Source organism: Sphingobium sp. BHU LFT2 (genome assembly GCF_018604485.1).
Classification (GTDB): domain Bacteria; phylum Pseudomonadota; class Alphaproteobacteria; order Sphingomonadales; family Sphingomonadaceae; genus Sphingobium; species Sphingobium yanoikuyae_A.
Window position 1 is genome coordinate 162,401 of record NZ_JAFCGW010000012.1, and the last position, 22,362, is coordinate 184,762.

Below are 22,362 nucleotides of genomic sequence, written 5' to 3' on the forward strand. Positions count from 1 at the left end.
AGCAGGAATGCAAATACCAAATAAAAAGCCCTTATCTTGCCGTTGATTGCAAGATCGGCCGCCTCACCCCTCTCTGTGTCAGGTTCGTGACAGCGACTCCGGTTAGGACTCGCCAGGAAAGACGGACGACGACGGATTTTCCGCCGTACGCGCCGCCAGAAAAAACAGATCGCAGCGCGGCAAGAGCGCTTCGGGCGCACAAGGGGAACATTGATATGACGACCGTTCGGTCCTCGCTCGCGGGGGCGCTCATCTGCATGGCTGCGGCACTGCCCGCTGCCGCCATGGCGCAATCGGCCAGCCCGGCCCCGGCTGATGCCGCATCGCTCGCCCGTCTCGACGCGCTGTTTGCGCGCTGGAACAGCAAGACCGCCCCCGGCTGCGCCGTCGCCGTCTCGCGCAATGGCCAGGCGATCGCTACCCGCGCCTATGGCATGGCCAGCCTGGAACTGGGCGTCCCCCTCACCCCGGACAGCATCTTCGAGGCCGGATCGGACTCCAAGCAGTTCACCGCCGCCGCGACCCTGATGCTGGCCCATGCCGGCAAGCTGTCGCTGGACGATGACATCCGCAAGGTCGTGCCGGAAATGCCCGATTACGGCACACCCGTCACCATCCGCCACCTGCTGCACCACACCAGCGGCCTGCGCGACTGGGGCTCGGTCGCCGCGATCGAGGGCTGGCCGCGCAACAGCCGCACCGCCGACAATCAGGACATGCTGAACATCGTCGCGCGCCAGAAGGAACTGAACTTCGCGCCCGGCAGCCATTATCTCTACAGCAACAGCAATTATAACCTGCTCGCCATCATCGTCGCGCGGGTCAGCGGCCTGTCGCTCGCCGACTTCACCCAGGATCATATCTTCAAGCCACTGGGCATGACCCACACACGCTGGCGCGACGACCATGGCGATGTCGTGCCCGGCCGCACCGGCGCCTATGAATTCGACGATGGCGTCTATCGCAACGACCAGGTGATCGAGGACGCCTATGGCAATGGCGGCCTGCTGACGACGGTCGGCGATCTGGTGAAGTGGCAGGCGGCGCTCGACGCCGACACGTTCGGCACCGGCTTCACCGCCGAAATGCAGACGCCGACCAAGCTCAATGACGGCACGCCGATCGCTTATGCACTGGCGCTGGTGAATCTCGACCATCATGGCCAGCAGGAAGTCAGCCACAGCGGTTCGACCGGCGGCTACCGCGCCTGGATGGCCCGCTATCCGCAGCAGAAGCTCGCCGTGTCGCTGCTCTGCAATACCGGCAATGCCGATACGCCGGTGCTGGGCCGCGATGTCGCCGACATCTTCCTGCCCGCCTACAAGGCCAAGGTCTATACGCCCAAGGGGCCGCTGCCCTCGGGCACCTATGCCGACGGCATGACCGGCTTCCCGGTCCGCTTCGACAGCGACGAAAAGGGCAATCTGCGCGCCGACGGCCGGGTGCTGACCCCGGTGGGTCCGGGCCGCTGGGCACAGCGCGAGGATATTTTCGCCTTCGGCAAGACCGGCCTGACGCTGGAACATCGCGAGGGCGAGAAGATCGCCTATCGCAAGGTCGACGCCGTCACCGCTTTCGATGCCAAGCCCTATGTCGGCCGCTTCTGCGGCGTCGACACCTTCGCCTGCCTCAGCTTCAAGCAGCAGGGCGACACGCTGACCTATAGCGGCCCGCGCTGGTACAACACACCGCTCAGCCCCGCCTATGCCGACGTCTTCACCGGCGAGGCCGCGCCGGGTGCCGGCCGCATCACCGTCAAGTTCGAACGCGACGCATCGGGCGCGGTCACCGCGCTGCGCTTTGGCGAAGGGCGTGCCTACGACGTCGCCTTCCGCCGCGTCGCCGACTGATTTTCAGCCATCACACAAGAGCCGCTCGGGTCGCGGCCACAACATAAGCAAGAGCAAAAGGGGACTATTGGAAATGCGTATTGAAGACACTGGATTTCGCCGCCTGCTGATGGCGGGCAGCGCCGGGGCCGCCCTGGTCCTGTCGCTCGCCACGGCGCAGGTCGCCATGGCACAGGACAGCACGCCCGCCGCTGACGATGACGCCGGTTCGATCGTCGTCACCGGTTCGCGCATCGACCGCAAGGGCTTCGACGCGCCGACCCCGACCACCGTCGTGGGCGAAAGCGAACTGCGCCAGGGCGCCCGTCCCAGCATCGCCCAGGTGCTGAACGACCTGCCGCAGTTCCGCGCGACCCAGTCGCCGGCCAGCACTGTCGCCAACACCAACTCCTCCTCGTCAGCAATGGACCTTCGCGGCCTCGGCGTCACCCGCACCCTGACCCTGCTCAACAACCGCCGCTTCACCGGCTCGTCGGACCTCAACACCGTGCCGCAGGGCCTGGTGAAGCGGGTCGAGATCGTCACCGGCGGCGCCAGCGCAGCCTGGGGCTCGGGCGCGATCGGCGGCGTCGTCAACATCATGCTCGACGATGATCTGGAAGGCCTGACCATCGGCGCGCAGAACGGCGTGTCGTCGCGTGGCGACGGCTATCGCTACAGCTTCGACGGCACCTTCGGCACCCATTTCGCCGACGGTCGCGGCCACTTCATGATCGGCGCCGAATATCAGAATGACGAGGGCATTCTCGACCGCAATTCTCGCAAGAATGTCGGCAGCGCCAACCTCTTCTCGCCCACCACGGGCGACCATGACTATATCCTGGTGCGCGACGTCAACAGCTCGACCACCAGCCTCGGCGGCCTGATCACCTCGGGCACGCTCAAGGGCCAAACCTTCAATTCGGACGGCACGCTGCGCGCCTTCCAATATGGCAGCCAGATCAGCGGTTCGACCATGGTCGGCGGCGAAGGCGTGGCCACCAACGACGAATATGCGCTGACCAACCCCTATCAGCGCGTCAACAGCTATGCCCGCGCCAGCTTCGAGGTTGGCGACGCCACCTTCTGGGCGGATGGCAGCTACAGCCGCATCTGGGCCAAATATCCCTTCTATGCGGAAAATGGCACCTACACCCTGTCGGCCAGCAATCCCTATCTGTCGCAGTCGATCCGCGATCAACTCGCCGCCGCCGGCGAGACCAGCATCAAGGTTGGCCGCTTCTTCGAGGATTATGGCTATCGCACCTTCGGCTATTATCGCCAGAATGTGGAAGGCGCGATCGGCGTCGACGGCAGCTTCGCGGACGGCAAATGGCGCTATTCGGCCTATTACAGCCATGGCGAAAACCGCAACATGCAGAGCTATGACAACCAGATCACCGGCGCGAACCTGACCGCCGCGCTGGATGCCGTGACCGACAGCAGCGGCAATATCGTCTGCCGCACGGCGCTCACCGATCCGACGACCGCCTGCCGCCCGCTCAACATCCTGGGCACCGGCGCCGCCAGCCAGGACGCGATCGACTATGTGTTCGGCAATGTCGCCCGCGTCGTCTACACCACCAAGCTCGACAGCGCCGGCGCCAGCCTGCGCGGCGACCCCTTCTCCACCTGGGCCGGTCCGGTTTCGGTCGCCTTCGGTGCGGAAGCCCGCTGGGAAGAGCAGGTCACCAACAGCCTCGACGCCACCTCGGCCGCCAAGGGCTTCAGCCGCTTCAACTTCTCGCCGCTCGACGGCGGGTTCAACGTCCAGGAAGCGTTCGGCGAAGTCGCCATCCCGCTGCTCGACCAGCCGTTCAGCAAGCTCGATGTCAACGGTGCGGCCCGCTACAGCCGCTACAGCACCAGCGGTGGCATCTGGTCGTGGAAGCTGGGTGTGACCGATCGCATCTTCGACAATCTGCTGCTGCGCGTGTCGCGGTCGCGTGACATCCGCTCCGGCAGCCTGGCGGAACTCTACACCACCACCACGACCAGCTTCACCACGGTCGCGGAAAATGGCAGCACCTACTCGATCACCCGCTATGGCGGCGGCAATGCGAACCTGAAGCCCGAAATCGGCAGCACGCTGACCGCCGGCGCGGTGTTCACGCCGACCTTCCTGCCGGGCTTCAACCTGTCGGTCGACTATTACAACATCAAGCTCAAGGACGCGATCACCTCGCTGGGCGCGCAGGACGTCATCAGCGGTTGTGCCAACGGCAATACCGACCTGTGCAGCCAGATCGTGCGTGACACTGCCGGTGCCCCGACCACCATCTACACCACCTATATCAACCTGGCCGAATACAAGACCGCCGGCGTGGATATCGAGGCCAGCTACACCCTGCCGCTGAGCAAGGTGAGCGGCGGCCTGGGCGGCACGATGCGCTTCCGCGGCCTTGCCACCTATGTCGACAAGGTGCTGATCAACGACGGCATGACCAGCGTCGACCGTGCCGGTGACGTGGGCGACAATGTCAGCTTCGGCACGCCGCACTGGCGCGCCACCGGGTCGATCAACTACAGCAGCCAGGACGTCTCGGTCGACGCCCGCGTCCGCTATGTCGGCGGCGGCAAGTTCAACCATGCGCTGGACATCGCCAACAACGACATCGCCGCCCGCGTCTATGTCGACCTCGGCGCCCAGGTGAATGTCGACAAGTTCACCCTGTTCGCCAACGTCAACAACCTGTTCGACCGCGATCCGCCGCTGACCACCTATGGCGCGATCCACTATGACACGATTGGCCGTTACATGACGGTCGGTGCCAAGGTTCGCTTCTGATCCCTGGCTGATCGATGTGCGCGGGCAACCCCTTGCCCCCTGCCCGCGCACATTGAAAACCCGCCTTCGAACGACCGGCACCCACGCGGCGGGCTTTCATGCGCCGCCCCGCTGGGCTAGCACGCGCTATCCATCCGGTGCAGGATCATGGACGTTCGATGCTCACGGTTCGACAGATAGAAATTTTCCGCGCCGTCATGATCACCAAGACGGTCAGCGGCGCCGCGCGGATGCTCGGCACGTCCCAGCCCGGCCTCAGCCGGATGCTCGGCCATATGGAAGACCGGCTGCAGTTCCGCCTGTTCGACCGCACCCGCGGCCGGCTGGTGCCGACCCAGGAAGCCGGCGTGCTGTTCGAGGAGATCGAACGCATCTACAAGGGCTTCGACGACCTCGCCCATGTCATACGCCGGCTGGCCAAGGGGGAGGACAAAACCTTTCGCGTCGGCGCATCGCCCTCACTCGGCCATTCTATCCTGCCCCAGATGCTGGCCCGCCTCAGCGCCAATTATCCCGGCCTCACCATCCAGTTCGACATTCTCTCGGTCGAGCAGGCGATCGATTATCTCGCGCTCCAGCGCGGCGAATATGCGCTGACCGTCTTTCCGATCGACCATCCCAACATCCTGTCCAGCCGGATCGGTGCCGGGCGCATGGTCTGCGCCGTGCCCAGCCATCATCCGCTGGCGGATCGTGACCGGATCGGCGTGGCGGACCTTGCCGGCGCGCAACTGCAATCCTTCCGCCCCGACACGCCCCATGGCCGGATCATCGCCGACATGTTTGCCCGCGCCGGGCAGGAACCGGACGTTTCCACCTATATCCGCTTCGCCGAAACCGCGGTCGCCTTCGTCGCGAACGGCATGGGCGTGGCGCTGGTCGACAGCTTCACCGCGATGCAGCCCCATGCCGACACCGTCCGCTTCCTGGAATTTGAAGACCCCGGCGTGCTTCCGGTCTATATCAACCGCAATATGGAATCGCCGCGCGCCATCATCGGCGAAACCTTCGAGGAGATTGCCCGCAGTGCGATGCTCGCCCTGCCGCGCCCGCCAAATCCATAACATAGCGATATAGCGAAGCGCATCTGGAGCGGTGGAAATTACCTATTGAATGGATGAGGCATAGCCATCCGCAGAATAGAAGCCGACAGGCCACCGGACAAACAAGGCAAGGGCGCAGGGCGCCGCGAGAGGATGAAAGGCATTATTCGAGATGGCCAGCTATTCCGCCACCGGCAGCGTGTCCGTGCGGCCCTATGTGACCGTTGACGGCCAGGCTGCGCCCGTCGCATCGGACAGCCTATGGACCGCGCGCCAGATACTGGTCGTCGCCATCTGCTTCATCCTCAACATGCTCGACGGCATGGACGTGCTGATCCTGTCCTATATCGCCCCCGCCCTGTCGACCGACTGGCAGGTGACGCCCGAACGGCTGGGCGTGGTGTTCAGCGCCGGGCTGGCCGGCATGGCCGCCGGCGGCCTGCTGATCGCGCCGATGGCCGACAGGTTCGGCCGCCGCAAGCTGATCCTCGCGTCGCTGGTGATGATGGCCGGCGCCATGTTCGGTTCCGCCATGGCCGCCAATATCGGCGAACTGATCGTCAGCCGCTTCATCGTCGGCATCGGCATCGGCACGGTGCTGGCCAGCATGGCGGCGCTGACCGCCGAATATGCCCCGCCCCGGCACCGCACCTTCGCGGTTGGCTTCCTCCAGGCCGGCTATCCGGTCGGCGCCACCATCACCGGCTTCGTCGTCGCCAACCTGCTGCCCATCTATGGTTGGCAGGCGATGCTGCTGGGCGCGGCAATCCTCTGCACCCTGTCCCTGCCCTTCGTCTGGCTGCTGCTGCCCGAAAGCATCGACTTCCTGCTCAGCCGCCAGCCCAAAGGCGCGCTGGAAAAGGCCAACCGCCTGCTCCGCTCGATGGGCCAGCCGGCGGTCGACACGCTGCCCGCCAAGAAGGTGCATGAAGCCAACAAGGCCGGTGTGCGCGGCCTGCTGACCGATGGCCGCGCGACCGGCACCATCCTGCTGTGGATGGCCACCATCTCGGGCTTCATGACGCTCTATTTCGTCATCAGCTGGATTCCCAAGCTGGCGGTCGAGGCCGGCCTGCCGGCCAAGGACGCCATCTATGCCGGCGCCATCTACAATATCGGCGCCTTTGTCGGCGTGACCCTGATCGGCATCGCCGGCACCCATTTCGACCTGCGCCGACTCATCCTGGGCTATATGTCGGCCGCTGCCGTCACGCTGGTCCTGTTCGGATCGGTCGCCATGCCGCTGGTCGCGACGCTCGCCACCGCCTTCCTGATCGGCGTCTTCGTCCAGGGCGGCTTCAACGGCTGCTACCCGCTCGCCGCCAGCCTCTATCCGCCCGAAGCACGCGGCACCGGCATCGGCTGGGCCATGGGCGTCGGCCGTATCGGCGCGGTGATCGGGCCGATGCTGGGCGGCTTCCTGCTCGCGGCGAAAGTCTCACTGCCTGTCATCTTCGGTGTCTTCGCGGTGCCGGCCGTCATCGCGGGCATCTGCGCCGCGATGATCCGCCTGCCCAAGGCCGACTGACCGCCCCCTCTTCCAAGGATAATGCCATGTTGCAGTCCCCCGCGCCCGTCGCGGATCGCCCCCGCGCGTCCATTCTCTGCGGCCTGATCGGCCAGGGCATCGGCGGATCGCGCAGCCCGCACATGCACGAAACAGAGGCAAGGGCGCTCGGCCTAACCCTCGTCTACCGCATCCTCGATGCCGATCGGATGGGCTATGGCGCGGACGACCTGCCCCGCCTGCTGCCGATGCTGGGGGCGATGGGCTTTGACGGGATCAACGTCACCCATCCCTTCAAGCAGGCGGTCATGCCCTTGCTCGACAGCCTGTCCGACGCAGCGCGGGCATTGGGCGCGGTCAACACCCTATTGTTCCGCAACGGCCGGGCCCATGGCGACAATACGGACTGGTCGGGCTATCGCGCCCATTTCCTCGCCGGCCTTGCCGATCGCCCGCGCGGCCGGATCGCGATGATCGGGGCTGGCGGCGCGGCGGCAGCGGTCGGCTACGCCCATCTCGACCTTGGCGCGACGCATCTTGCCATCGTCGATCCGGCACAGGACCGCGCGGCGGCGTTGGCCGATCGGCTTGGCGCGCTCTTCCCGGCGGCGCGGGTGCAGGCCATGGCCCATGCGGCCGATGCCATCGCGAACGCCGATGGCGTGGTCCAGACCTCCCCGATCGGCATGCTCAGCCATCCCGGCCTGCCGTTCGATCCCGATCTGCTGACGCCCGATCAATGGGTGTCGGACATCATCTATTTCCCGCTGCACACCCCGTTGCTGATGGCCGCGCAGGCGAAGGGTTGCGGCATATTGACCGGCGGCGGCATGGCGGTGATGCAGGCGGCCCATGCCTTCGCCCTGTTCACAGGGGTCGCGCCGGACAGCGATCGCATGCTGGCGGACTTTGCCCGCGCGACCGATGCGGCTGTCGCGCCATGATCGCCGACAGCCCCCCCGCCATCGTCCTGCCCGTCCAGGTCGCCGAAGCGGTCAAACCCGCGCCGCAATTGCAAGGTCCGCCCGCCGGACCTCAGACGCCCCCACCCCCGCCACCGGCCGCGCCCCAGCCCGGCTGGCGCACGCGTCTGAAGGACAGCGGCGTCAACCTCACCTTCTCCTATGTCTCCGAAAGCGCCGCATCGATCAGCGGCGGCCGCGATCAGGGCGCGGCCTACACCCAGCAATTGCTGGCATCGGCGGTCATCGACACCGGCAAGGCATTCGGCCTTTCAGGCGGCAAGATCATCGCGACGATCATCCATCGCAAGGGCGAGGATCTGACCGCCACCCGCATCGGCAATTTGTTCGAGGTGCAGGAACTGTTCGGCGGCGGGCAGGATCTGCGCCCGGCGGAACTAAGCTATGAGCAGCAGTTGAACGGCGGCCGGACCGCGCTCAAGATCGGCCTCTACCATACGGGCGACGATTTCGCGACCTTGCCCTCGGGCTGCCAGTTCCAGAATTTCGCCTTCTGCCCGCGCCCGACCACCTTGTTCTACAATAGCGGCTTTTCCGGCTTCCCGATCCCGCGCTGGGGCGTTCGCGCCCGGCAGGACATCGGCCATGGGCTGAGCATCAGCGTCGCCGCCTTCGAAGTGAACAGCATCCGCGCCCAGACCGGCAATGGCTGGCAACTGGCGCCGCGTTTCGACAGTGTCGTCCTGCCGGTCGAACTGGGCTGGAAGTCGGGTCAGGGTGCGGGACAGTTGCCCGGCCTGGTCCGGGTCGGCGGCCTGATCGACACGACCGACAAGCCCGATGTCTATGCCGACGCCAATGGCGATTCCTACGCCCTGTCCGGCCTCGCCCCGGCCACCCGACGCGAACGGTGGAGCGCCTGGGCCATGGCGGAAAAGATGATCGTCCGCTTCGGCCCCGGCGAACGCGGCCTGTCGCTGTTCGGCACCATGACCCTGTCCGACCGGGCGACCGCACGCGTCCCCTTGTTCCTGAGCGGCGGCTTCGTCGCGCGCGGCCTGTGGGACAATCGGCCCAGGGACAATTTCGGCCTCGGCCTCGTGTATGCCAGGGTCAATCCGCGCATCGCCGATCGCCAGCGCGACCAGCAGTCGTTGGGCCAGGATGTCGATCCGCAGCGCTGGGAAGCAAGCGGCGAAATCTTCTATGGCTGGCAGGCGACCCGCGCCCTGCTGCTGCGTCCCAACCTCCAATATATCCACCGCGTCGGGGCGACGAGCCGCTATCCCGATGCGGTGGTGGCCGGCATGACGATCAAGCTGATCCTCTGATCCCGCTCAATCGACGGGATTCTCGTCGCGGAACCGGTTCTGCGCAGCCAGCCGGACGCCGGCATTGGGTGCGCCATAGCCCGTATAGCCACGATCGCGCTGGACGAACTCGAAGAAGAACAGCTTGTCGAAGGCGCGGCTGTAGAGCTGCCAGAAGCCGTGACCATCGGCATCCTCGTCATAGAGGATGCCCAGCGCCTGCATCCGCGCCACCAGCGCATCGTCAAAGCCGAAGCGGGCGGCAATGTCCGCATAATAATTGGCCGGGATGGTCAGCACCGCCGCGCCCTCGTCCCGCAGTGCCTGCGCGGTCGCGAAGATATCGTCGGTCGCCAGCGCCACATGCTGATAGCCGCCGCCAATCCCCTGGTCGAGGAAGCGGGACGACAGCGTCTCGCGCGCATCCGACGCATTGAGCGTCACGCGGAAGGCGCCGTCGGGCGCCTGCAAGGCCTGGCTATGCACCAGCCCCGACGGATCGATCACATCCTGCGCCGCCTTGGCCTCCAGCCCGAACAGGGCACGCCAGTAAAGCTGCCAGGACAGGAACTCGTCATTATGGACGACGGCGGCGAGATGATCGAAGCCATGGGCATGGACCGGCGCATCGGGCGCTGCCTCGATCGCCTGGAACTCGCGCGCCCACAGCCCTTCGACCTCATTATCGTCGATCAGATAGACCAGACTGCCGCCGACCCCGCGCAGCGCCGGCATCGCCATCCGGCCGGGGCGGCCTTCCGCGCTATAGGCCTTGATCCCCAGCGCCGCCGCGCGCGCCTGCACCGCCGCCTTGTCCCTCACCCGCACGCCGATCGCGCAGATGGACGATCCATGCGCTGCACGATAGGCGCTGGCAAAGCCCTTGGGCTCGGCATTGACGACCAGATTGACGCCGTCCTGACGCCATCGCGTCACCTTCTTCTGGCGATGCTCGCCGGCAAGGCTGAAGCCCAGTGTCGCCAGCGTGCGGCCCAGCCGTGCGGAATCGGCGCTGGCAGTGGTGAATTCCACGAACTCGGCGCCCAGCACCGGCTCCGGCGCGGGCATGGTCGACGGGCGCCCCAACTGCCGCAGCGCCGCGTCGCGCACATAGTCGAGCGAACGATGCCCGTCCTCCGCCACCAGGGTCGCCGCATTGGAGCGGAACCGGTCGTTGAAGATTTCCAGCGACAACGGCCCGTCATAGCCGGTGGCCAATATCTCCGCGACGAAGCCGGCGACATCCAGGCCGCCCTGTCCCGGCAGGTTGCGGAAATGGCGGCTCCAATAGAGCAGGTCCATGTCGAGCAGCGGCGCATCGGCGAGTTGGACGAAGACGATCTTGTCGCCACGGATATCGCGGATGCTCTCGCTCGGAATCTTGCGCGACAGCGAATGAAAGCTGTCGAGGATGATGCCGATATGGGGATGGTCGACCTGCTCGACGATCGACCAGACATCGCGATGATCGAACACATGCCGACCCCAGGCGAGCGCCTCATAACCGACCAGGATGCCGCGCTTGGCGGCCCGCTCGCCCAGGTCGCGGAAATCGTCGACGATCCGCTCCCGTTCGCCCAGAGAGGCCGGCGAGCAGTTGGAGCAGACCAGGATGCGATCGGTGCCCAGTTCGCCCATCAGGTCGAACTTGCGTTCGGCCCGGTCGAAGGCGCGCTGGCGCAGCGCGCCCGGCATCCCCTCGAAATCGCGGAAGGGCTGGTAGAGCATGCAGGCCAGGCCCAGATCGTCCAGCATGCGCCGCACGTCCCGCGGCGCCAGTTCCGCCCCGATCAGGTCATTCTCGAATATCTCGACCCCGGCGAAGCCGGCCGCGGCAGCGGCGCGCAATTTCTCTTCAAGCGTGCCGCGCAGCGAGACGGTGGCGATGGCGTTGGACATGGGGGATCTCCTTGGAGTCCCCTTATCCCACAGCCCGGCACCGCCGTTTAACCGCTCAAGACCGACTATCCCATAGCATAGAGTTATAGGATGGGCGCCCGGATCAGGACGGGATCAGCCCCTTGCCCGCCAGCCGGCCGCGCTCGGCCGCGACCTGCGCCGCGGTCTGCTTGCCGCCGGCGCGCACCTTGGCGACCTCGGCCGCGGTGAAGGGCGCGGCGGGCTTGGCCGCCTTCTTGAGCGACACGGCATGATTCAGCACATCGGCAATATCCTGATCGGACATGGTGCCCATGCCGGGCATCAGGCCGGTGATCTTCCTGTCGTCCACGGTGATCGGGCCATAGATGCCATAGAGCAGCACCATGGCGAGATAGCGCCGCCCCTCCGGGCTGGTCGCAATCTGCGCCACCCGGCCATTGAGGCGCGGGAACTGGCCCGGCAGGCCAGCGCCCGAGGGCTGATGGCACATGGAGCAGCGATTGGCGAAGGTCTGCGGACCGGTCGCCTGTGCCGCCCCCGGCAAACCAGCCGCCGCAACCGCCATCAGAGAGAATGTGACGCGCTTGATACCCTGAATCATCGCCTGAAATGTCCCCGCACATATGGACGTTTGCCCCGGAAGCCGCCCCCGACAGGGTGCCGCACCGGATTTCACGCCTCTTCCCAAGATTATGTGGATGCGCGAATACTGGACAGTCTTCAAATATTCGTCAAGCCCACCGTTGCGAGCGATGCGCAAAGGGTGGCGAACCGCGCCGCGCCGTGGTAGGAGGACCGCCAAGGCAGATGTGATATGATACTCGCTCCCTCACGGCCCGGCATCTATGCCCGCGGGTCCGAAACGGTGGACCAGATCCTCAAGGCGGCGCTGGACGTGCTGATCGACGAGGGTGCCGATGCCTTCACCCTGCGCCGCATCGCCGCGCGCTGCGACATGAAGGTCGGCAATGTCAGCTATCATTTCCCGCGCAAGGAAATGCTGATCCAGGTGATGCTGGACGAGATGCTGGAATCCTATGACAAGCTGCTGGAGGAGATGGTGCGCAAGCCCGGCCTCACCGCCGAGGAACGGCTGAAGCTGGTCATCATCCTGTGCCTGGAGGATATCCAGACCAAGCGCACCACCCATTTGTTCACCGAACTCTGGGCGCTCGCCAACCAGAGCGAGTTCGTCGCCGACCGGGTGCGGCTGTTCTACAGCAAGGTGCATGAGGTGATCGGCGAATATGTGGCGCAGATCAATCCGGCCCTGACCCCGGACGAGGTGCATAGCGTCGCCCTGTTCATCAGCGCATCGATGGAAGGATCGACGCCGTTCCTGGGGCATCAGAAGCCCTGGGCGGCCAAGATGCCGGTCTTTACCGCGCTCGCCGCAATGTCGTTCGTGCATCTTGCCAAGACGGTGACTTCGCGCGATCTTGCAGGGCTGATGACAGAAGCGGCCTGACGCCGCCCCAAGGGGGAGAGATGGTCTGAACGGCAGGGGCGCCACCGGCGCCTGTTCATGCTGTGGGGGCCATCATGACGCAAAGCCGTATATTGCCCGGATGGGCACCGGACCGGACCATCGCCTGCATCGCCGCCGCCGCGCTCGCGCTGCTGCAGCCCGGCATCGACCCCGTCTTCCTGACCCTGCTGACCGCCGCCACCGGGCTTGATCCGTCCGATCATGGCTGGATCGTCGGCGCGACCCAGGGTGGCATGGCGATCGGCGCGATCCTGGTCTGGCGCGGCGGCGCGCATCTGCCCACCAGCGCGCCGGCGTTCGCCGCGCTGATCGCGCTGGCAGCCAGCCTGATAACGCCGGCGCTCGACGAGCTGGCAACGCTCATCGTCGCGCGCGGCCTGTTCGGCGTCGGCATGGGCGTCGCCTATACCCATGCGATGAGCGCCGCCGCCTCGCAGCGCCCGACCGGCGCCTATGCCGCCGTCTTCCTGGTCCAGTTGCTGCTGTCCACCCTGGTCGCGCTGGCGCTGCCGGCGATCGGCGACAGCGCCGGGCCGGCCGCTGCGCTGCGCCTGCTGGCGCTGGCGCCGATCGGCGTGCTGCTGCTCAGCCTGCTGATGCCGGCCGCCGATCCAGCGCAGACGCCCACCAACGACGCCAATGAACGCGCGCCCACCCCGCCGCGCGCCTGGGCGCTGGCCGTCGCCCTGTTCTGCTTCATCGCCGCCACCATGATGATCTGGAGCTTTTCCGGCGCGCTGGCGCTGGCCGCCGGCATCGACGACAGCGTGATCGGCGAGGCAGTGGCGATCGGATCGGTGATCGGCGCGCTGACCGCGATCGCACTGATGCGCGAACAGAGCATCGTGCCGCTGCCGCTGACCGGCCTGCTGTCGGGCCTCTGCCTGCTCGCCCCGCTCGCCCTCACCCGGCCCGGCGCGCCGACCCTGTTCATCCTGGCGATCGGCCTGCTCAATATCGGGTCGACCGCCACGATCATCCGCTTTTCCGGCCTCGCCACGGCAGCGGGCGGCGGCAGTCCGCTGTTCCGCCGCTTCGTCGCCTGCGTCCACAGCCTGGGCATGATCGCCGGGCCGGTGGCGGGATCGCTGCTGTCCGACGGGTTGGGGCAACAAGGGCTGGTCGACGGCGCCCTGGTCGCGCTCACCGGCGGCTGTTTCGCGCTGCTGGTCGCTGCTGCACCCGACAGTCTGCGCCTGCCCCGGATCGAGGGCGTGTACGAGATTATCGCTTAATTTTGCTGCGGCGCAAAAATATTTGGCAAGAAGCGCCTTCGCCCTCTTGACCAATCCTTGACACTTGTCCAGCCTTCGTTCCAGCGGCGAAACGCGGACCAGATGAGTCCAGCGCCGCCGCACCGATCAAGGGGGATCACGCCAGATGTCGAGCGCCGCCGTCAGGGGATTTTTCGCCACCGCCGCCATGGGTTTCGCCCTGTGCGCAGCTATCACCGCCCAAGCCGCGCCCGCCGACACCACGGCCGCGCTGGAGCCGGAAACGTCCGATGTCGTGACGATGGAGCCGCCCAAGCCCAACTGGTTCTTCGTCGACGGCGGATGGGACATGCCGGGCACCAGCATCTTCGACGGCGAGACCGGCAAGATGGTGGGCATGGTCGAAACCCGGCGCCTCGCCGACATGGCGATCGATCCGGCCGGCCAATATTATTATGTCGCCGAAACCATCTGGTCGAAGGGCGATCGCGGCACGCGGCAGGACATGGTGTCGGTCTATGACACGCGCGAGCTGAAGCTGGTCACCGAAATCACCATTCCCGACCGCATCCTGATCGGATCGCGCAAGAACAACTTCATCATCAGCGACGATGGCAAGATCGGCTTCGTCTATAATCTCAGCCCCGCCTCCTCGGTGAACATCGTCGATCTGGTGAAGCGCAAATTCGTCGCCAATGTCGAACTGCCCGGCTGCGCCAGCATGATGCCCAATCCGGGCGTCGGCTTTTCCGCGCTGTGCGCCGACGGGTCGCTCGCCACCGTGAAGTTGACCGGCAGCAAGGCCGACATCACCCATAGCGCGCCCTTCTTCTCGGCCACCGACGATCCGATCTTCGACAATTTCACCTATGACCGGAAGAAGAAGGAAACGACCTTCCTGAGCTACACCGGCCAGATCTGGACCGCGAAGCTTGGCCCGGCGCCGACCATCTCCGCGCCCTTCTCGATTCAGGCCGCCGCCGGCATCCGACCAGGCGAAACCAAGCCGCTGGAGCTAAACTGGTATCCGGGCGGGCGCCAGCCGATGGCGCTGCACCGCGCGACCGGCCATTTGTTCGTGCTGATGCACATGGGCGAATATTGGTCGCACAAGGCATCGGGCACGGAAGTGTGGGAAGTCGATCTCGCCACGCAAAAGGTCGTGAAGCGCCGCCCGCTGGAAGAGCCGATGAACAATATCGAGGTCACCCAGTCAGACAAGCCGCTGCTCATCATGGACGGCGAAAAGGGCACAGCCCTTGTCATCGACCTCGCCACCTGGGAGGAAAAGCACAAGATCGAGAAGGCCGGCGGCAGCACCATCACGGTCGCGGACCCGTCCTGATCATGGCGCAGGGCCTGGCGATCGCCGCGCTGGCGGCTGCCATCGGGATCGGCCTCATCCTGTTGCAGGCGGGCCTGTCGAAGCTGCGCCACCGCATCCTGCTGCCCGGCGTGATCGCCAATTACCGGCTGCTACCGCCGGCGCTGGTGGCCCCCGCCGCCATCCTGCTGCCGCTGGCGGAGATCGCCATCGGCGCCACGCTGATCGCCGGCCTGGCTCCGGTGCCGGTGCTGCTTGCCATGCTGCTGCTTAGCCTCTTTGCCGGCGCGATGGCGATCAACATCGCGCGCGGGCGCAGCCATATCGATTGCGGTTGCGGACGTTCCCAACTGCGCCATCCGATCGGCTGGCCGCTGGTGATCCGCAACCTGCTGCTGGTCGCGCTCGTCGCGCCGCGCCTGCTGCCCGCCCCGCCACTGTCCGTGCTGGACATCGCCACCGCCGCCGCTGGCGGCATCGCCCTGTTCCTCGCCTTCCATCTGCTCGGCGCCATCCTGGCGCTGATCGCCACGCCCGCCGCCGCCTACCGGAGATAGACCTATGCTGACGTCGCTCATCATCGCGCAGATCCTGTCCTGGGTCGCCATTTTCGCGCTCGGCATCGCCCTGCTGGCGGTCGCGCGGCAGGTCGGCGTGCTCCATATCCGCGTCGCGCCCGCCGGTGCGCTCGCCACCAGCGGCGGCCCGGCGGTGGGCGACGCCATCGTCAAGATCGACGCCCGCACCATCGACGGCGCGCCCGTCACGATCGGCGGCCATGCCCATGGCACGGCGCTGCGCCTCTTGATGTTCGTCTCCGCCCAATGCCCACTGTGCAAGAATATCATCCCGATGGCCAAATCCTTCGCGCGGGACGAGCGGGTCGCGCTGACCTTCGTGGGCGACGATGATGTCGCCGCCCAGCGCGCGATGATCGCCCAGCACGGACTGGAGGCCTATGCCTTCGTCAACGGGCCGGAGGCGGGCCAGGCCTATGGCGTCGCCAAGCTGCCCTTCGCCGTGCTGCTCGATGCCGAGGGCACCATCCTGTCCAAGGGACTGGTCAACAGCCGCGAGCATCTCGAAAGCCTGGTCGTCGCCCATGAAATGGGGATCGCCACGGTGCAGGACTATATCGGTTCGCTCAAAGCCCAGGCGGCCTGATCGCAAGTTCAAAGGGGGTCCGTGACATGAAGAAGTTCGACGCCGACGCCATGGGGGAAAAGCTGCTGCGGCGCCTCGCCGGGGGGACATCCCGCCGCTCGATGCTCTCGCGCCTGGGCGCTGCCCTGGTCGCTGCGCCCGCCTTCCCGCTGCTGCCGGTCAGCCGCGCCGAAGCGGCCAAGCCCGACCGCTCGCCCGAGGCCAAGACCGCCTTTGCCCGCACCGCACAGAGCAAGGACGAGACCAAGTGCGACTATTGGCGCTATTGCGCGATCGACGGCGCGCTGTGCACCTGCTGCGGCGGCGGCATCCATAGCTGCCCGGCGGGCGCGGAGCCCTCGCCCGTCTCCTGGGTCGGCACCTGCATCAACCCGGACGACGGCAAGGCCTATCTGATCGCCTATCGCGACTGTTGCGGCAAGCCGGCCTGCGGCCAGTGCGGCTGCGACAATACCGACCGCGAGACCCAGCTCTACATGCCCCAGCTCAACAATGACGTGATCTGGTGCTTTGGCACCAGCAGCATGGAATATCATTGTTCGACCGCCGTGCTGGTCGGCGCGGCCAGCTGAGGCCGGCAGGACATGCGGCATGCGCTGCTGATCGGATCGCTGGCGCTGCTCGGCGCGGTCGGCATCGGCCGCGCCGCTCTGCCGCCCATGGGCCTGTTGCCCAGCGCTATCACTGACCCGGACCTCGCTCGGTCTGACTATGTCGAAAATTGCGGCGGCTGCCACGGGGTGCAGGGCAGTGCCGCGCCCGCGGCCCTGCCCGAACTGCGCGGCCGGGTCGGCTGGTTCCTCTGCACCCCCCAGACCCGCGCCTATCTCATCCGCCTGCCCAATGTCGCGCTCAACCGGATCAAGGATAATCAGCAACTGGCCGACATGATGAACTTCGTCGTCTTCGGCCTGGGCGGCGGCAGCGTGCCGCAGGGCAGCACGCCCTTCACCGCCGAGGAAGTCGCGCATGAACGACGCTTCGCCTTGTCCGCCGCCTCGCTGACCGCCGAACGCGCCCGCCATGTCGAAACCGCGATCCGCAAATGCCATGCGCCAGCCTCGCTCAGGCAGATGTTCCCGTCTGCAGGGCGATAGCACTGCCACGGGCATCGCTGTCCTACACGCCGCTTTTCTGATCTGTCCCTCGCCATGCGACAGAGGCTGTTCCCCCTCGCCCAACCCGGCCGCCCGGCGCGTGGCAGGCGCCTATGTGGCGCGCGGCAAGGGCAAGGGCGACGCGCTTCCATGCCCCTGCCCCCATTACCCCCGGCGCGGCACAGGCGCGTTACCGACGCGTCGCAGTTGCGCGACAGGTGCAAATGGCCCCGATAGGCCGTTTACACTGTGAACTTCGGCAGACGCGCGCCCGATCGCGGGCGCCGCCATGCTTCAGAATGTCGCCTTCACCCCGGCATACCAGCGGCGCGGCGCACCCGCGCCATAGGCTCTCGGGTCGCTCGCCCCCGGCGCCTCGTCCAGTTCGATCTCATCCACCTCGGTAAAGGTGCCGAAGGTCGCATAATGGCGGTCGAACAGGTTGCGGACTTCACCGAACAGGGTGACGCCGGGAATGATGTCGATGCCGGCGCGGATATTGGCGATCAGATAGCCGGGCATCCTGGCATTCTGGTTGGCCTCGTCGCCGACCAGATATTGGCCCGACCGGGCGATCAGGTCGCCACCGACCGACCAACGGCGCTGACCGCCCAAGGTGCCGGCATAGTCCAGGCTCAAAGTCGCACTATGGCGCGGGATACCGGGCAGGCGATCGCCCTTGCGAACGTCGATCGTGCCGTCCTCATTCGCCTCCGGATTGGCCGGGCTGCTCAGTGTCAGCGCGCTGCGATAGGTGGCATCGGTGAAGGCATAGCTGAGGCCTGCGCTGAAACCGCCCCGCGCCGCCTTGACCGATGCCTCGACGCCTTGGCGCCGGGTCTTGCCGATATTCTGGAAATAGGCCCGACCGCGAATGTCCGACGCGATATATTGGATGTCGTCATGATTGCCGGTGCGATAGGCAGAGAGCAGCCAGTCGGCGGTCCATCCCCCGACGGCGAAGCGACCCGAACCGCCCGCCTCCCAGCTTTTCGCCACCACCTGCTTGAGCGGCGGATCGGCGATGAAGAAATTGGTCAGGCTGCACGGCGCATTCTCGTCGGCGCAGGACAGTTCGGCCGGGGTCGGCGCGCGGTTGGTCTCGGCATAGCCGACCCGCAGCGACAGCCCGTCCGAAAGCCGATAGTCCAGCTCCGCACCGGGGTTCAGCCGCTGGAAATTGTGCCGTCCGTTCAGTGCCGTGCCGATCTGGTCGGCCAGCTCGATCCGCGCATGGTTCCAGCGCAGCCCCAGTTCCGCCGTCAGCCCCGGCGCCAGCGGCAACCGGTCCTGCACGAAGACGCCCCAATAATCGGTGTGTGCGACCAGCCCGACCGGCGCGATCGCGTCGTCCGGCTGGACGATGATCGACCCCAGCCCCTCGACGCTGCGCTCGTCCGTCATCGCCCCCAATTCGGTCGATGTGTCGAACCGGGTGCGGCTCGTGTCGTAACTCATGCCGATCGCAAAATGATTGGTGCCGCCCATCAGCGCACGATCGTCGATCAACTGCACCAGCGCGCCCATCGCATCGGTCCGCGTCCGCCCCCGGTTGAGCACGCCATAGCCCTCGCCGCCCAGGCTGTCGGCAATGGCATTGCCGTTCGCGTCGGTCAGGACCGCCTGCGCCTCGTCCCCGTCATCATCGCTCCCCACCGTCTCCAGGCAGAGCAGCCCGGCGTCATCCTCCTCCTCGCACCCCTCGATATCGGCGGCATCGCCGTTGACCGTGCGCAGGGTCAGCCGCTGGGCATAGAGCGTCCCTTCGATCCGGGTCGTGTCGGACAACGCGACCCAGGGGTGCAGGCTGATCCGGCCATAGCTGCTGCGGCTATTGTCCGGCCAGGTGAAGACGGCGCGCCGCTCCGCCGCCAGCAGTTCGACTGGCGACACGCCATTGCCGGTCAGGTCGGTCTTTGCCCCGACCAGCTTCATGTGCAGCCCGCCCGTCTCCGTATCAAAGCCCAGGTCGGCATAGCTATTATAGAGATGCGACGGGCTATGATCGCGCCAACCATCGTCGTGGCTATATTGAAACGCGCCGAAAGCACTGAAATTGCCACGTGCAAAACCGCCGGCGATGCTCGCCTCGGCATAGCCGAAACGGCCGCCGGTCGCGCTCGCCTCCAGCCCCGGATCACTGCGCCCGTCCTTCGTCTCCATCAGGATCGCCCCGCCCAGCGCGTTGAGGCCATAGACCGGGCTGGCATCAAGCAGGCTCAGCTTGCGGATTGCCGCCTCGGGGATCAGGTCGAACTGGACGGTATCGCCGAACGGCTGGTTGAAGCGGGCACCATCCATATAGACGGTCAGCCCCTGCGCCTGCCCCTGCAGCGGCGAGGCGACGAAGCCGCGATAGAGAAGATTGGGCTGCCAGGGATTATTCTGCGCGTCCTGCAGCGTGATGCCGGCAATATTGCGGGTCAGTGCGCCGAGCAGGTCGGGCGTGCCGGTGAGCGAGATATCCCGACTGGAAATGGACAGCGCATCATCGACATCGATCGCCCCGCCCGGCGCCGTCACGATGATCGTCTGCGCAGGCCCAGCCTCCAACTCCTCGGCCTGCGCCAATCCCGGCATCAGCGCCACGCCCGCCAGACCCGCGTAAAGCCAGCCCCTGCCCCGCATATTCCTCTCCCATCTCTGTTTATGGGAAGGACGCTAGGGAGGGCTGGCCATCGCCTCCATTATACCTTGGGTCGCATGCGAAAATCAGGCGGCAACCCCGGCGCGACTGCGCACCAGGTCCGCAACCACGCTCGGGTCGGCCAGCGTACTGACATCGCCCAGCGCCTGGGCCGACACCTCCCCCTCGGCGATCTTGCGCAGGATGCGGCGCATGATTTTGCCCGATCGTGTCTTGGGCAGGCCCGGCGCGAACTGGATCACGTCCGGCGTGGCGATCGGCCCGATCTCGCTTCGCACCCATTGGGTCAGGGTGCGGCGCAAATCCTCGCTCGGTTCCTCGCCCACATTCAGCGTGACATAGGCATAGATGCCCTGCCCCTTGATGTCGTGCGGCATGCCGACCACCGCCGCCTCCGCCACGGTCGCATGCAGCACCAGCGCGCTCTCGACCTCGGCCGTGCCCATGCGATGGCCCGACACGTTGATGACATCGTCGACCCGGCCGGTGATCCAGTAATAGCCGTCCTCGTCCCGGCGGGCGCCGTCGCCGGTGGTATATTTGCCGGGGAAGGTGGTGAAATAGGTCTGGAAGAAACGCTCATGATCGTTCCAGACGGTGCGCATCTGGCCGGGCCAACTGCGCGCGATCACCAGATTGCCCTCGCTCGCCCCCTCCTGCACCACGCCATCGCCATCGACTATCTGTGCCTCGACGCCGGGCATGGGGAAGGTCGCGCTGCCGGGCTTGAGGTCCGTGGCGCCCGGCATCGGCGCGATCATCGCGCCGCCGGTCTCGGTCTGCCACCAGGTGTCGATGATCGGGCAGCGCCCCTCGCCCGCAACGCCATGATACCAGCGCCAGGCCTCCGGGTTGATCGGCTCGCCGACGCTGCCCAGCAATTGGAGCGACGCACGGCTGGTCTTCGCGACATGATGGTCGCCCTCCTTCATCAGCGCGCGCAGCACGGTCGGCGCCGTGAACAGCGTATGGACCTGATGTCGGTCGACCACCTCCCAGATGCGGCTGGGCGTCGGCCAGCTCGGCAGGCCTTCATACATCAGCGTCGTCGCGCCATTGGCCAGCGGACCATAGACGATATAGCTGTGCCCCGTGACCCAGCCGACATCGGCGGCGCACCACCAGACGTCGCCGGGCCGATAATCGAAGCAGAGCGCGTGGGTGAGACTGGCCCAGAGCAGATAGCCGCCGCTCGAATGGACCACGCCCTTGGGCTTGCCGGTGGAGCCGGAGGTGTAGAGCAGGAACAGCGGGTCTTCCGCATTCATCACCTCGGCCGGACAATCGGGCGCGACGCCGGCCATCGCCTCGTCATACCAGCTGTCGCGGCCCGGCTGCATCGCCACCGCCCCGCCGGTTGCGCGCACCACCAATACGCGGCGCACGCTGGTGCAATGGTCGAGCGCCAGCGCCGCGTCGACATTGGCCTTGAGCGGCACGCGCTTGCCGCCGCGCCGGCCCTCGTCGGCAGTGACGACGATGCTGGAATCGCAATCGGTGATGCGGCCTGCCAGCGCCTCGGGCGAAAAGCCGCCGAACACGACGCTGTGGATCGCGCCGATCCGGGCGCAGGCGAGCAGCGCCACCGCCGCCTCCGGGATCATCGGCATATAGATGGTGATGCGGTCGCCCCGGCGTGCGCCAGCATCCTTGAGCACATTGGCGAACCGGCAGACCTCGGCATGCAATTCACGATAGGTCAGGCTACGCGGCGCTTCAGACGGATCATCGGGTTCCCAGAGGATCGCGGTAACGTCGCCCCGCTCGGCCAGATGCCGGTCGAGACAATTGGCCGACACGTTGAGCGTGCCGTCGGCGAACCATTGGATACCGAAATCCGCTTCGTCGAAGCTGCTGTCCGACGCGCGGGTCGGCGGCGTGATCCAGTCCAGCCGCTGCGCCTGCTCCAGCCAATAGGCACTACCGTCATCGAGCGAGCGGAGATAATCGGCGGCGCGCGCCGCCTGGTTCATGCGGGCATGGGCCGCCCAGTCGGCAGGTATCGGAAACAGGTCTTCGGACATGATGGCTCCCTTCATTGGCCGAACCGCACGCCGATCCAGAGCGTCCTGGGTGTGCCCAGGTCGATGGATCCGCCGGCATTGCGGGTGACGACATCCTCGTCGAACAAATTTTCCCCGCGCGC

General features: G+C 66.3%; 17 protein-coding genes and 1 pseudogene. 13 read left to right on the forward strand and 5 right to left on the reverse strand.

All coding sequences use genetic code 11. The features are described from left to right. Positions 1-215: 215 nt before the first annotated feature. The 6 genes from JQK15_RS19870 (at position 216) to JQK15_RS19895 (ending at position 9,421) form a co-directional block, all read left to right on the forward strand. Complete coding sequence (locus tag JQK15_RS19870; protein WP_214867129.1) at positions 216-1,850, forward strand: serine hydrolase domain-containing protein; 1,635 nt, start codon at positions 216-218, stop codon at positions 1,848-1,850. A 73-nt stretch (positions 1,851-1,923) separates the two neighbouring features. Next, on the forward strand, positions 1,924-4,617 hold the full coding sequence (locus JQK15_RS19875; protein ID WP_125997515.1) for a TonB-dependent receptor domain-containing protein: 2,694 nt from the start codon (positions 1,924-1,926) through the stop codon (positions 4,615-4,617). Positions 4,618-4,775: 158 nt separating this feature from the next. Next, entirely contained in the window at positions 4,776-5,681 is a 906-nt protein-coding gene (locus JQK15_RS19880; RefSeq protein ID WP_214867132.1) for a LysR family transcriptional regulator, read from the forward strand. 151 nt (positions 5,682-5,832) lie between these two features. Further along, positions 5,833-7,188: an MFS transporter gene (locus JQK15_RS19885; RefSeq protein ID WP_097384421.1), complete on the forward strand. Its 1,356-nt coding sequence runs from the start codon at positions 5,833-5,835 to the stop codon at positions 7,186-7,188. A gap of 26 nt (positions 7,189-7,214) precedes the next feature. Continuing rightward, a complete protein-coding gene (locus tag JQK15_RS19890) occupies positions 7,215-8,111 on the forward strand; it encodes a shikimate dehydrogenase (protein ID WP_214867134.1) in 897 nt (298 codons plus the stop codon). After that, positions 8,108-9,421 carry a carbohydrate porin gene (locus JQK15_RS19895; protein ID WP_214867136.1) on the forward strand — a complete coding sequence of 438 codons (1,314 nt, stop codon included), beginning with the start codon at positions 8,108-8,110 and terminating at the stop codon, positions 9,419-9,421. The genes JQK15_RS19890 and JQK15_RS19895 overlap by 4 nt, the downstream gene beginning before the upstream one ends. 6 nt (positions 9,422-9,427) lie before the next feature. Here the strand turns inward: JQK15_RS19895 and JQK15_RS19900 are convergent, their stop codons facing one another. Both JQK15_RS19900 and JQK15_RS19905 read right to left on the reverse strand, forming a co-directional pair. After that, positions 9,428-11,299 carry a bifunctional sugar phosphate isomerase/epimerase/4-hydroxyphenylpyruvate dioxygenase family protein gene (locus tag JQK15_RS19900; RefSeq protein ID WP_214867138.1) on the reverse strand — a complete coding sequence of 624 codons (1,872 nt, stop codon included), beginning with the start codon at positions 11,297-11,299 and terminating at the stop codon, positions 9,428-9,430. Between the two features lie 103 nt (positions 11,300-11,402). Further along, entirely contained in the window at positions 11,403-11,882 is a 480-nt protein-coding gene (locus tag JQK15_RS19905) for a c-type cytochrome (protein ID WP_125990092.1), read from the reverse strand. 213 nt (positions 11,883-12,095) lie between these two features. Between JQK15_RS19905 and JQK15_RS19910 the strand changes: the two genes are divergently transcribed. The 7 genes from JQK15_RS19910 to JQK15_RS19940 all read left to right on the forward strand — a co-directional run bounded on the left by JQK15_RS19910 (position 12,096) and on the right by JQK15_RS19940 (position 17,569). Next, a complete protein-coding gene (locus JQK15_RS19910) occupies positions 12,096-12,749 on the forward strand; it encodes a TetR/AcrR family transcriptional regulator (protein ID WP_010338492.1) in 654 nt (217 codons plus the stop codon). Positions 12,750-12,823: 74 nt separating this feature from the next. Then, entirely contained in the window at positions 12,824-14,005 is a 1,182-nt protein-coding gene (locus tag JQK15_RS19915) for an MFS transporter (RefSeq protein ID WP_214867141.1), read from the forward strand. Positions 14,006-14,150: 145 nt separating this feature from the next. Next, the gene (locus JQK15_RS19920; protein ID WP_214867143.1) at positions 14,151-15,329 is read left to right on the forward strand and encodes an amine dehydrogenase large subunit; all 1,179 of its coding nucleotides are present in this window, start codon (positions 14,151-14,153) and stop codon (positions 15,327-15,329) included. A 2-nt stretch (positions 15,330-15,331) separates the two neighbouring features. Further along, positions 15,332-15,865, forward strand: a complete 534-nt coding sequence (locus JQK15_RS19925) for a MauE/DoxX family redox-associated membrane protein (RefSeq protein WP_214867145.1) — start codon at positions 15,332-15,334, stop codon at positions 15,863-15,865. A gap of 4 nt (positions 15,866-15,869) precedes the next feature. Then, positions 15,870-16,472 (forward strand): thioredoxin domain-containing protein, encoded by a 603-nt coding sequence (locus tag JQK15_RS19930; RefSeq protein ID WP_017498893.1) that lies wholly within the window; start codon positions 15,870-15,872, stop codon positions 16,470-16,472. 26 nt (positions 16,473-16,498) lie between these two features. Then, positions 16,499-17,044: a methylamine dehydrogenase light chain gene (locus tag JQK15_RS19935; RefSeq protein WP_017498892.1), complete on the forward strand. Its 546-nt coding sequence runs from the start codon at positions 16,499-16,501 to the stop codon at positions 17,042-17,044. A 12-nt stretch (positions 17,045-17,056) separates the two neighbouring features. Next, positions 17,057-17,569 carry a c-type cytochrome gene (locus tag JQK15_RS19940; RefSeq protein WP_214867147.1) on the forward strand — a complete coding sequence of 171 codons (513 nt, stop codon included), beginning with the start codon at positions 17,057-17,059 and terminating at the stop codon, positions 17,567-17,569. A gap of 294 nt (positions 17,570-17,863) precedes the next feature. Here the strand turns inward: JQK15_RS19940 and JQK15_RS19945 are convergent, their stop codons facing one another. From JQK15_RS19945 to JQK15_RS27700, 3 genes and pseudogenes are all read right to left on the reverse strand, one after another. Beyond that, positions 17,864-20,197 carry a TonB-dependent receptor gene (locus JQK15_RS19945; protein WP_214867149.1) on the reverse strand — a complete coding sequence of 778 codons (2,334 nt, stop codon included), beginning with the start codon at positions 20,195-20,197 and terminating at the stop codon, positions 17,864-17,866. An 84-nt stretch (positions 20,198-20,281) separates the two neighbouring features. Next, positions 20,282-22,240 carry an acetate--CoA ligase gene (gene acs, locus JQK15_RS19950; RefSeq protein WP_214867151.1) on the reverse strand — a complete coding sequence of 653 codons (1,959 nt, stop codon included), beginning with the start codon at positions 22,238-22,240 and terminating at the stop codon, positions 20,282-20,284. 11 nt (positions 22,241-22,251) lie between these two features. Further along, a pseudogene (locus JQK15_RS27700) lies at positions 22,252-22,362 on the reverse strand (TonB-dependent receptor domain-containing protein); the annotation flags it as partial.

What these genes read in the sequence shown, in the direction of transcription:
- JQK15_RS19875 (WP_125997515.1), top strand. Translation starts at nt 1,924, where the DNA reads ATGCGTATTGAAGACACTGGATTTCGCCGCCTGCTGATGGCGGGCAGC.
- JQK15_RS19895 (WP_214867136.1), top strand. Translation starts at nt 8,108, where the DNA reads ATGATCGCCGACAGCCCCCCCGCCATCGTCCTGCCCGTCCAGGTCGCC.
- JQK15_RS19930 (WP_017498893.1), top strand. Translation starts at nt 15,870, where the DNA reads ATGCTGACGTCGCTCATCATCGCGCAGATCCTGTCCTGGGTCGCCATT.
- JQK15_RS19925 (WP_214867145.1), top strand. Translation starts at nt 15,332, where the DNA reads ATGGCGCAGGGCCTGGCGATCGCCGCGCTGGCGGCTGCCATCGGGATC.
- JQK15_RS19880 (WP_214867132.1), top strand. Translation starts at nt 4,776, where the DNA reads ATGCTCACGGTTCGACAGATAGAAATTTTCCGCGCCGTCATGATCACC.
- JQK15_RS19915 (WP_214867141.1), top strand. Translation starts at nt 12,824, where the DNA reads ATGACGCAAAGCCGTATATTGCCCGGATGGGCACCGGACCGGACCATC.
- JQK15_RS19945 (WP_214867149.1), bottom strand. Translation starts at nt 20,197, where the DNA reads ATGCGGGGCAGGGGCTGGCTTTACGCGGGTCTGGCGGGCGTGGCGCTG.
- acs (WP_214867151.1), bottom strand. Translation starts at nt 22,240, where the DNA reads ATGTCCGAAGACCTGTTTCCGATACCTGCCGACTGGGCGGCCCATGCC.
- JQK15_RS19870 (WP_214867129.1), top strand. Translation starts at nt 216, where the DNA reads ATGACGACCGTTCGGTCCTCGCTCGCGGGGGCGCTCATCTGCATGGCT.
- JQK15_RS19885 (WP_097384421.1), top strand. Translation starts at nt 5,833, where the DNA reads ATGGCCAGCTATTCCGCCACCGGCAGCGTGTCCGTGCGGCCCTATGTG.
- JQK15_RS19920 (WP_214867143.1), top strand. Translation starts at nt 14,151, where the DNA reads ATGTCGAGCGCCGCCGTCAGGGGATTTTTCGCCACCGCCGCCATGGGT.
- JQK15_RS19890 (WP_214867134.1), top strand. Translation starts at nt 7,215, where the DNA reads ATGTTGCAGTCCCCCGCGCCCGTCGCGGATCGCCCCCGCGCGTCCATT.
- JQK15_RS19905 (WP_125990092.1), bottom strand. Translation starts at nt 11,882, where the DNA reads ATGATTCAGGGTATCAAGCGCGTCACATTCTCTCTGATGGCGGTTGCG.
- JQK15_RS19910 (WP_010338492.1), top strand. Translation starts at nt 12,096, where the DNA reads ATGATACTCGCTCCCTCACGGCCCGGCATCTATGCCCGCGGGTCCGAA.
- JQK15_RS19900 (WP_214867138.1), bottom strand. Translation starts at nt 11,299, where the DNA reads ATGTCCAACGCCATCGCCACCGTCTCGCTGCGCGGCACGCTTGAAGAG.
- JQK15_RS19935 (WP_017498892.1), top strand. Translation starts at nt 16,499, where the DNA reads ATGAAGAAGTTCGACGCCGACGCCATGGGGGAAAAGCTGCTGCGGCGC.
- JQK15_RS19940 (WP_214867147.1), top strand. Translation starts at nt 17,057, where the DNA reads ATGCGGCATGCGCTGCTGATCGGATCGCTGGCGCTGCTCGGCGCGGTC.